The following is a 9971-nucleotide window of genomic DNA, read 5'->3' as shown; positions in this document are numbered from 1 at the left end:
GCGTCGGGTACGGCGCTGATCGGCTTCACCCCGGCCGGTCCGCTCGGCAACGTCCCCGTCGTGGTCACCACCCTGGGCGGCAGCACGCTCGTCGCCGGCGGCTACACCTACGTGTGAGCGGCCGCTTCCCCGGCGACGCCCATGCGACGCCCGGGGGAGTCCGCTGCCGCGATGACCCGGCGAGCAGTGCCACCGCGCCCGCGCCTCGGCAGGGATCGTCCCCTTCCGTCCCTGGCGAACCGCGGCCCGGGCGTGTTCTTCCGGCGTGTGGGTGACGGGTGACACGCCCGGGGTGGCACTCCGACGAGGTGAGGGCCTTCTGGCTCGGTGCGGATGACGGCATCCGCACCGGCGCCGGGAGGCCCTCGCGCTTGTGCGGGGGCCGACTTACGGGTGGCGTGCCGCCGACGGGCGGGCGGCGTACGGGCCGCCGCGCGGGCCGACGGGCGGGCGGCGCACCGGCCCGCACGACCCGCACCGGAGTGTGATCCGCGCCACTCCCGCGTCCACTAATCCGCCAACGCCGCAGGTCAGAAGCTCAACGTGAGCGGGCGACTGCGGATGGTCATTTTTGGTCCGCGGATCTGATTAACAATCACGGCTTCGCGAGCGGTCTAGGGGCAAGAGATGCGGTCTTCCCCGGCGTCATCCGGACGCTGGGGAGTTCGCCGCGAACAGCGAAAGGAGAGGCAGTGGACCACCAGTGGCCCTGGGGCACGCCAGCCATGGGCGGCGCGGCCAGGACGATCCCGGCTGTGCTCCGCGCCCGTGCGCGCGAGAGCACCCACACCGCCTCGCGGACCTGCGGCCCCTCGGCCGGCAGCACGTTGTGTGACCCGGACCGTGGAAGCCGGTGCGGTGCGGAACGGGACCTTCAGGCACAGGTCCACCCCGGTGTCGTCCGCCCGCCCGTTGCGGGGCGAGGGACGGCCGCCCGGTGAGCGACTACGGAGACGGACAGCAGTTGCGCCCCGACCCGATGGACGGCCTCCGGGGCGACTTCACCGCCTTCTTCAAGGAGGCGCAGTACGGCTACCTCGGCTATGCGTACCAGCTGCTGCGCCACCGTCAGGACGCCGAGGACGTGGTGCAGATAGCCGGGATGAAGATCCATGCGAAATGGGACGAGTTCCAGTCGCACCCCAACTTCCGGGCCCTGTGCCTGCGTGTCCTGCGGGACGCCATCAGGGACTTCATCCGCTCGCGTAACCGGGCGACCCGCCGTGAACGGGCCGCCGCCGCGGAAGCCGGGCTCCACCAGTCCTGCGTCGACCGGATTCTGCACCTGGGCACCTACGACGCCCTGGACCGCGCCATGGACGAGCTGGCCCGGCGCGAGCCGGTGCAGGCGGACTGCGTCCGGCTCCGCGTGGCGCAGCTGAGCTATGAGGAGATCGCCGAGACCCTCGGCATCACCCCGGGCACGGCGCGCACCTACTACTCCCGCGGCCGCCAGCTCGCCAAGGAACTCGCGGCCTCCTATCTCCGGAACGATCAGGAAGGAGAACCGTCGTGACCATCGAAGACATTCTGCGGGCCGAAGCCGATGAGGTGGGAAGCGTACTGGCCGACCACGACCCGGAAGCCTTCACGCGCAGACTGGCCGAGCGGATCGCCGAGGCCGAGCGGCAGACGCCCCCGGCACGCCCGGCGCCCGAAGGGCGGCACGACCGCGGCCCGGCCCCGGCGCACCCCGGCCGGGCCCGGCCGCTGCCCAGACGTCCGCGGCCCCGGCCCGTTCCGAGCGCCACGGCGGGCCCGGAGGAGCTGCGCCGGCACCTGCACACCCTGTGCGAGTCGGTGCTGCGCGGCGGGCACATGGGGCGGCTGGAGAAGTTCGCCCGGGACTACGACGCGGCCGGCGCCCGGACCTTCGCGTGCCTGCTCTACTCCATCAACCGGCGCGAGGCGGCGGTCTTCTGGTGGCGGTTCGCCGCCGGTGCCGAGGACCAGCTCTCCGCACACTGCCTGGCGATCCACCACGCGGCCGACGACAACCTCATCGACGCCCGCCTGTGGCGCACCATCGCCACCGCCCTGGGCTACTCACCGCGCCGGCATCTGCCCAACCCGGCCCCCGGCGCCCCGCTCCCGGACCCCGGCTGGCTGCTGTCGCGTTCCGGGCCCGAGCTCCAGCAGTTCGCCGAGCCGCAGGCCCCGCTGTCCGTGGGGTGCGCGGGGCACTGACGAGGCCAGGCGGATGAGCCGGGTCCCGGCGGCGCGCCGCGGCCCGCAAGGGGCCGGCACGTACCACCCACCACCGATCAAGGAGACGCCCATGAAGGACCATGCGGAGGACCGGAAACCCCCGCCGCGTGTTCCCGCGGAGCCGCCGCGCCCGTGGCTAAGGAAGTACGCCCGCTTCACCGCCGCCCATGCCATCGAGGGGGTCGCCGGGGCCGTCATCTCCGCCCTGCTGCTGTACCTGACCCAGCGGTAGACGGGACCGGCTCTGGTCGCCGCGTCTGCCGCCGGTCCCAAGTGGGGCGGTGGCAGACGCGGCGCCGGCCGCGGTTAGTGGCTCCGCCGCCGGGGAGGGTTCCCCCGTACCCAGTCGTCCCGGGGCAGGGCCACGACGGACAGGAGGCCGGATGACAACCGATCCGATGGGGACCGTTGAACTGGCGGCAATGGGCGAGGACTTCGTCCGCGATCCCTTCGAGGTGTACGCGCGGCTGCGCGAGCGAGGCCCGGTGCATCGGGTACGCCTCCCGGAGGGCACGGTCGTCTGGCTGGTCGTCGGCTACGACGAGGTGCGCGCGACGCTCAGCGACCCCCGGCTGTCGAAGGAGTGGCGGCACGCCTCCTCCGCGCAGCCGATGCAGCCGGTGTCCAGCGGGGTGTCGATGCTCCGCTCCAACGCGCCGCAACACACCCGGCTGCGCGGCCTGGTGGCCCGGGCCTTCACCGCGCGCCGGGTGGCGTCCCTCGCGCCGCGCGTCCAGGCGCTGACCGATGAGCTTCTGACGGCGATGCTCGCCGCCCCCGACGGCCGCGCCGATCTCGTCGAGGCGCTGGCCTTCCCGCTCCCGATCACCGTCATCTGCGAGTTGTTGGGCGTGCCCTTCCTGGAGCGGGACACCTTCCGTACCTGGACCGACATCCTGATGGTCGGTGCCCCCACGCAGCGGACCAAGGACGTCCTGACGGCCATGACCGGCTACCTCGACGACCTGGTGGAGACCAAGCGCGCCCACCCCGGCGAGGACCTGCTGAGCGATCTGATCGCGGTGAGCGACGAGGGCGGCGACCGGCTCAGCCACGAGGAACTCCTGGGCATGGCCCAGCTGTTACTGATCGCCGGTTACGAGACCACCGGCAATCTCATCGCCAACGGCGTGCTGGCGCTGCTCACCCACCCGGAGCAACTCGCCGCGCTGCGCGCCGATCTGTCGCTCGTCGACGGCGCGGTCGAGGAGATGCTGCGCTACGACGGCCCGCTGGAGACCGCCACCTTCCGCTTCACCCTTGACCCGGTCGACATCGCGGGCACGGTGATTCCCGGCGGCGGCGAGGTCGTGCTCCCCGTGATCGCCGACTCCGGGCGCGACCCGCTCCGCTTCGACGACCCCGGCCGTTTCGACATCACCCGCGACGCCCGCGGCCATGTCGCCTTCGGCCATGGCATCCACTTCTGCCTGGGCGCCCCGCTCGCCCGCCTGGAGGCCCGGATCGCGGTGCGCACCCTCCTGGAGCGCTGCCCGAAGCTGGAGTTGGACGCCCACCCCGCCGACCTGCGCTGGCGGCTGGGCGCTTTGCTCCGCGGCCCACGGCATCTCCCGGTCCGCTGGTCGTGACGGCCCGGCCCGGCCGGTGGACGGTGCCGCGTGCCGCACCGGCCCGACATGCCGGACCACGACGGGGAGCCCTGGCCTGACAGCCGCGGGTCAGGGCTCCGCCACGGCCGGGGAGCCAGGACCGGGAGCCAAATGGCCCAGCCCCTGATCCGCCGGACGGGCGGCCGTCCCCCTCCGGGGCGAGCCTGACCGCCGTCGCACCGGGGGAAACGCACAAGGTGATCCCGGAGAACCCCTACGGCGCGCTGCCCGCCGGATACCCGATGTTCTCCCGTTCCGTATCACTGACCCGCGTGCGAGGGAGAAACGTATGACCAAGGCTCAGCCCGGAAGGGACGGAACCATGGCGGCCGGGGTGGCCGATGACCCGGACCGGATGCGGGAATACCGTCCCGGAGCGACGGCCGACCTTCGGCGTACGGGAATCCATCCGAATTTCTGGTATCCGGTCGCGGTATCCGGCAGCGTGCCGAAGAACAAGACCTTCGCCACCGCGTTCGCGGGGGAGCGGATCGTGCTCTACCGCGGTGCGAGCGGCGCGGTCTTCGCGCTGGAGGACCGGTGTGCGCACCGTCAGGTGCCGCTGAGCCTGGGCGTGGTGGAAGGCGAGACGCTCCGCTGCTGCTACCACGCGTGGGCCTATCGCGGGAACGGCCGCATCTCGCAGATCCCGTACCTTCCCAAGGGGGTCGACCGGCCGCCGCGCGGGGTGCGTTCCTATCCGGTCCGCGAAGTGTACGGCCTGGTCTTCGTTTTCCCGGGCGATCCGGAGAAAGCGGCCACGACCCCGCTGCCCGAACTCCCGGAATACGCTTCCGCGAAGCACAAGACCATGGTGTTCTCGCGCACGGTGCGCTGCCATTACTCGTTCATGCACGAAAACCTGCTGGATATGAACCACCAGTTCCTGCACCGCGGTGTCCTCGGCAAGATCCGGCCCAAGCTCCTCGGGTACGACACCGGTCCGGAATTCGTGGAGGCCCGTTATCTGTTCACTTCCGCCGGCGGGAAGAAGGACCGCGGCGCCGGTCTGCTGTCCGGCGAGGGCTTCGGCGGCGGCGAATCGCCCGACGTCATCACCGTCCGCACCGAGTACCCGTATCAGACCCTCCAGGCGGTTCCCGAGAAGTCCGACCTCCCGTCCTTCTCCCTCTGGGCGGCCTACGTCCCGGAGGACGCGGAACAGCGCACCCATCACGCCTACGGCCTGCTCATGATCGCGAAGCCGCCGATCCCGGGCGCCCTCCATCTCGCCTGGCCGCTCATCCGGCGCTTCACCGAGCGGGTGTTCGCCGAGGACCGGATGGCGGTCGAGGCGGAGCAGCGGGCCTGGGACGAGCAGGGCGAGGACTGGAACCAGGAGGTCTTCCCGCTGATCCTCGATGTCCGTGACGTGCTGCGCACCAACGGGGTCCCGATCCGTCCCGAGTCCGCGCTCTGTGGCGCCGCCGCGCTGTGCGACGGCGCGCCGCGAGCCGGCGCCGCCTCGGAGGCCGGCTCGCACCAGCTGGGCTGAACGGCCCGGTGCGTGATGCCGGTGCGCCGGCTCGGCAGCTGCCGTCTGACCGGCATCACCGCAGGTCAGACGCCCTCCGGCGGTGACGTTCAGTGGGTGCGCGGGTGCAGTCGGTGGTGGGCCGACGGGGGGCGGGGGATCGTGGCAAGGTGGTGGGTGAGGTGCCTCCCTCGCCCATCCCCCGATTCCGATGTGGAGGCTCGCATGGACGACAAGGAGTTCTTCCGGGCAGTGGCGGACCGCGCGAGGCTCTCGCGGCAGGAAGGGGCCGATCTCACCCGCGCCACCCTCGAAACGCTCGCCCTGCGTCTGAGCGACGGCGAAGCCCGCGATCTGGCCCTCGAACTTCCCGAGCCGCTGCGTGTCTCGCTGAAGCGGGAGCGGCGGGAGATGGAGATCTTCGGGCCGGACGAGTCGATCCGCAGGGTGCGAGCCCGCACCGGCCTGTCCGCGTCGGAGGCCGAACGTGGTGTACGGGCGGTCCTCGGTACGCTGCAAGAGGCCGTCTCCCGCAAGGAGTTCGAGCACGCCATGTCGCAACTCGGCAAGGAGTACGCGCAGTTGGTGGGTACCACGCGCTGAGGTATGTCCGCCCGGCGCCGGCCCTCGGGTGTCGAGTGGGCCGCGGCATCAGCCGGAATGCCGCCGGCTGAGGGGTCATCGTCTCTCCGGGGTGCCCCTTCGCGGGCAGCGGCCCTGCCGCCGGTCGCCGCAGAGGACCAAGGGGCGGACGACGGACGGGCGGCTGCGTGAACACCCCGGAGAGGGATGGGCGGCCCACCGTTTCGGACGCCTCCATTAACCCGAGCGAGGGGCACCGGAACAAGGGCGGGGGCGGACGGCCACCCGTTCGGCGCAGCTCCCAAGGGGGTGAACCGGGCCGGTCCGGCCTGGTCCGCCCGCCCCGTCGTTCCGCTTGAAGGTCCTTCGCGCCCACACCTTGTGGCTCACGTCACTATCTGGCTAAGCTCCGGCACGATTCGGGCACATTTCCTCCGCAAGTTGACCTATTGGTGAGGCGATCTTCACGATCTGCCCACACGCGTGAGGTGGCTTCGCATGGAACGGTCAGCGGCATCCCCGGCAGACGGCGCACCGTACGGCTTACCGTGCGTTCCCTCCTGGGCCGGGACGGCGGACGGTCCGGCACGCGTCCGCACCAGCGGCCGCACGCACCGCCCGGCACGGACCCCGCACGGCGATGCCCACCGCGGCACCGCGAGACCGTCCCCGGGCCGTCCCTGATGACCGGGACCGCGCCGGCGGTGGCACCGGCCGCTCCGCTGCCCCAAGTCCGCCGCGACATCCGGCTGTTCTGGTGGGCGGGCACCTGCGACGCCCTGGGCAGCCAGACGTCCGGGCTGGTCCTGCCGCTGCTGCTGCTGACCCTCGGCCGGTCGCCCGCCGAGGTCGGTGCCCTCGCCGGACTCGCCGCGGCCGCGACGCTGCTGCTCGGCCCGTTCGCCGCCGTCCCCGCCGACCGCGGGGCGCGCAAGCGGCTGATGGTGGGCTCCGCACTGGTCTCCGCCGCCGCGATGGCCGGCGTCACCGCCGCCGTCGCGGCGGGCCCGGTCCCGCTGGCCGTGCTCATCGCCGCCGTGCTCGTCGAGCGGTGCGCGACCTCCTGTTACGAATCCGCGTCGCTCGGCACCATCGCCCTGGTGAGCCCGCCCGCGGAGCACCGGCGCGTCCTGTCCCGATTACAGGCGGGGGAGCGGGGCGCCCTGGTGCTCGGGCCCGCACTGGGCGGGCTCCTCTTTCACGCCGAACGCTGGCTCCCGTTCCTCGTGGATGCCCTCTCCTACGTCGTCGCGGCGGGCTGTATCGGCGCCATCCGCGCGCCCCTCGCCCCGCCCCGTGAGCAGCGGTCCCCGGCCGCACCGGTGCGCCGCGGCCGGCGGTCCTGGGCCGCCGAAGCCTCGGCCGGGCTGGCGCTGGTCCGCCGCGAACCCTTCCTGCGGCTGGCGCTGCTGTGGATCTCGGCCGTCAACGCCCTGCTCGTCGCGCTGTATTACACGACGGTGTTCGCCCTTCAGCACGACGGCCGGGGCGCGGCACCGCTGGGCCTGGTCCTCGCGCTCGCCGGGGCGGCCGGCCTGGCCGGAGCGCTCGTCGCACCCCGGATCGCCGGCCGGCGCTCCGCGGGCCGGGTGCTGGTGGCGGTCTCCTGGCTGATGGTGCCGCCCGCCGCGGCCCTGGCGCTGGCCCGCGACGCCTGGCACTTCGGCCTGCTCTTCGGTCTGCTGTGTCTGCTGACGCCGGTGGCCACGGTGGCGTTACAGGCCCGGATCATCCAGGTCGTCCCCCTCGGACTCCAGGCCCGCACGGGGACCGTGCTGGCCACCGTGTCCGGCGCGAGCGCGGCCGTGGCACCCGCCCTGGCCGGGCTCTCGGCCGACCGGGCCGGGGCCGCCGGCACCCTCATGGGCTGCGCCGCGCTGCTGGCCGTGCTCGCGCTCCACACCACGTGCGTGGCACCGGCCCGCACCCGCCGCACCGGTTCGGAGCCCGCATGAGCACGACCACGGCACACCTCACCGCACAGCCGCCGGCCGGCACCGGCTTCCGGGTCTACCACCCGGCGCTGCCCGAGGTCTGTCCGCGCGACCCGGCGCGGATGGCGCTGGCCGCGGACGCCGACGGCCGCTGCGAGATCTTCACCTGGAACGCCGCCACCGGCACCGCGCGCCAGGTCACCGACAGCCCGCACGGCACCCTGCACTGCGCCCTCGACGCCGACGCCCGGGTGTGGTGGTTCGCGGAGGACCGCCACGGCCACGGACTGTGGTACTTCCAGGACTTCGAGGGCGGAGCGCGGCAGCCGGGCCTGACCGGCCTGCCGCCGGGCCGCCCGCACGGCCTCGCCGTCAGCGACGCCGGAACCGTGGCCCTCGGCCTAGGGGACGGCAGCGGCATGACCGTCCACCTCGGGAGACCGGGCGGTCCGGCCCGGCAGGTGTGCACCGTCGACGGGCAGGCGCTTCTGACGGGCATCTCGCCCTCGGGAGGGCTGCTGGCGCTGTCCGGGGCGGCCGGCTCCGACCGGGCGGTCACGCTCGTGACCTGCTCAGGGGCGGTGCTCGACCAGCTCTCCGGACACCACGGCCGACTCTGGGCGCTCGGCTTCGCACCGTCCCCGGCAGGCACCGAGCTGCTGCTGGTCCAGGAGCACGACGACCGCTACCGGCTGGCGACCTGGCGCCCCGACAGCGGACTGCTGCCCCAGGACTGGTGCCGCTTCGACACCGAGATCACCGCGCGCTGGTACCCCACGGGACGCCGCGTCCTCATCCGCCAGGACCGCCACGGCCGTTCCACCCTCGCCGCGGCCGACCTCGACCGGCGCACCCTGACCCCGATACCCTCCCCGCCCGGCACCCTGCTCGACGCCGCCCCGCACCCGGGCGACGATGTCCACTACCTCTGGACCGACAGCGCCACCCCGCCCCGGATGTGCTCCACCGCCGGCACCCGGCTCCCGGAACTCGCCACCCTGCCCACCCCCGTGCCCGGCCGGCACCGCGAACTGTGGACCCCCGGCCCGGACGGGCCCGTACACACCCTGCTCAGCGAACCGGAACCGGTCACCGGCCGCCGGCCCCCGCTGGTCTTCCTGGTGCACGGCGGCCCCGCCGACCACGACCGCGACGCCTACGACCCGGAGGTGCACTCCCTGGTCGCTTCCGGGTTCGCGGTCGCCCGGGTCAACTACCGCGGCTCCACCGGCTACGGCCCCCGCTGGCGTGCCGCGTACGGCGCGGGCGTCGGGCTCACCCAGGTCGCCGACCTCGTCGCGGTCCGCGGCGATCTGCTCCGCCGCGGCCTGGCCCGCGCGGACGCGGTCGGCCTGTGGGGCACCTCCTGGGGCGGCTATCTGGCCCTGCTCGCCCTCGGCACCCGGCCCGACCTCTGGCAGGCGGGCGTCGCCGTCAAACCCGTCGCCGACTGCGCGGCCGCGTACCGCACCGGCACCCCCGCCCTGCGGGCCCTGGACGAGCGGCTGTTCGGCGGCACGCCGGACACCGTGCCCGAGCGCTACGCGCGGAGCTCACCCCTCCACTACGCCGCCGACGTCCGTGCCCCGTTGCTGGTGATCGCCGCCACCCTCGACACCAAATGCCCGCCCGGCCAGGTACGGAGCTACCTCGGCGCACTGCGGCGGGCCGGGGCGGCACCCGCGTCGATGTGGCTGGAGACCGGCCACGACGGCTACACCGGCGCCCACCACGTGGCCGTACTGCACCGCGCGCTGGGCTTCCTGGACCAGCATCTGCGCCGCGCCCCCGCGGCCCACCGAACCCCCCGTCCCCCGGTGGACGGGGTCTCCGGAGGCACCGGCCCGTCCGGGGCCCCCGGAGCGTGAGAACCGTTCCGCAACCGGCAGAAGAGGAGAAGCAGCCATGCAGAAGGACATCATCCACAACGACCCGCTCGCGGGTGACGAGGAGAACCGCAGACCGAGCATCGGCGTCACGGTGACCGTCCCGTTCCGTAACGCCGAGGACACCGAGGAGGACTGACCCTCCCCGGCCGGCCCGGTGCCCACCCCGGCCCCCGGGGCCGGGTACGTGCCCCGCCGGCCCCCGGCCGCCGCCCCCCCCCCCCCCGCCGCGGCGGGCGCCTGCGGCGGGGGGAGGGGTTGCGGGACGGGTGGCCCG

Annotated in this window: 8 protein-coding genes; all 8 read left to right on the top strand. The window is 73.6% G+C overall.

Going from position 1 to position 9971, the window contains the following annotated elements:
• The first annotated feature begins 937 nt into the window (after window positions 1-937).
• The 8 genes from ACFWJW_RS34070 (at window position 938) to ACFWJW_RS34035 (ending at window position 9676) form a co-directional block, all read left to right on the top strand.
• Entirely contained in the window at window positions 938-1516 is a 579-nt protein-coding gene (locus ACFWJW_RS34070; protein WP_387248472.1) for an RNA polymerase sigma factor, read from the top strand.
• On the top strand, window positions 1513-2187 hold the full coding sequence (locus ACFWJW_RS34065) for a hypothetical protein (RefSeq protein ID WP_387248470.1): 675 nt from the start codon (window positions 1513-1515) through the stop codon (window positions 2185-2187). The genes ACFWJW_RS34070 and ACFWJW_RS34065 overlap by 4 nt, the downstream gene beginning before the upstream one ends.
• 91 nt (window positions 2188-2278) lie before the next feature.
• Window positions 2279-2440, top strand: a complete 162-nt coding sequence (locus tag ACFWJW_RS34060) for a hypothetical protein (RefSeq protein WP_387248467.1) — start codon at window positions 2279-2281, stop codon at window positions 2438-2440.
• Window positions 2441-2591: 151 nt separating this feature from the next.
• On the top strand, window positions 2592-3797 hold the full coding sequence (locus ACFWJW_RS34055; RefSeq protein ID WP_387248465.1) for a cytochrome P450: 1206 nt from the start codon (window positions 2592-2594) through the stop codon (window positions 3795-3797).
• A 343-nt stretch (window positions 3798-4140) separates the two neighbouring features.
• Window positions 4141-5313, top strand: a complete 1173-nt coding sequence (locus ACFWJW_RS34050) for a Rieske 2Fe-2S domain-containing protein (RefSeq protein ID WP_387248516.1) — start codon at window positions 4141-4143, stop codon at window positions 5311-5313.
• A gap of 204 nt (window positions 5314-5517) precedes the next feature.
• Window positions 5518-5895, top strand: coding sequence for a DUF2267 domain-containing protein (locus tag ACFWJW_RS34045; RefSeq protein ID WP_387248462.1), 378 nt, complete (start codon window positions 5518-5520; stop codon window positions 5893-5895).
• A gap of 662 nt (window positions 5896-6557) precedes the next feature.
• Window positions 6558-7829, top strand: a complete 1272-nt coding sequence (locus ACFWJW_RS34040) for an MFS transporter (RefSeq protein WP_387248460.1) — start codon at window positions 6558-6560, stop codon at window positions 7827-7829.
• Entirely contained in the window at window positions 7826-9676 is a 1851-nt protein-coding gene (locus ACFWJW_RS34035) for an alpha/beta fold hydrolase (protein ID WP_387248457.1), read from the top strand. The genes ACFWJW_RS34040 and ACFWJW_RS34035 overlap by 4 nt, the downstream gene beginning before the upstream one ends.
• Window positions 9677-9971 lie beyond the last annotated feature (295 nt).

Source organism: Streptomyces sp. NPDC127097 (assembly GCF_042724075.1).
Lineage (GTDB): Bacteria > Actinomycetota > Actinomycetes > Streptomycetales > Streptomycetaceae > Streptomyces.
Note: the sequence above shows the minus strand (reverse complement) of the source record. Positions and strands in the feature narration are given on the sequence as shown.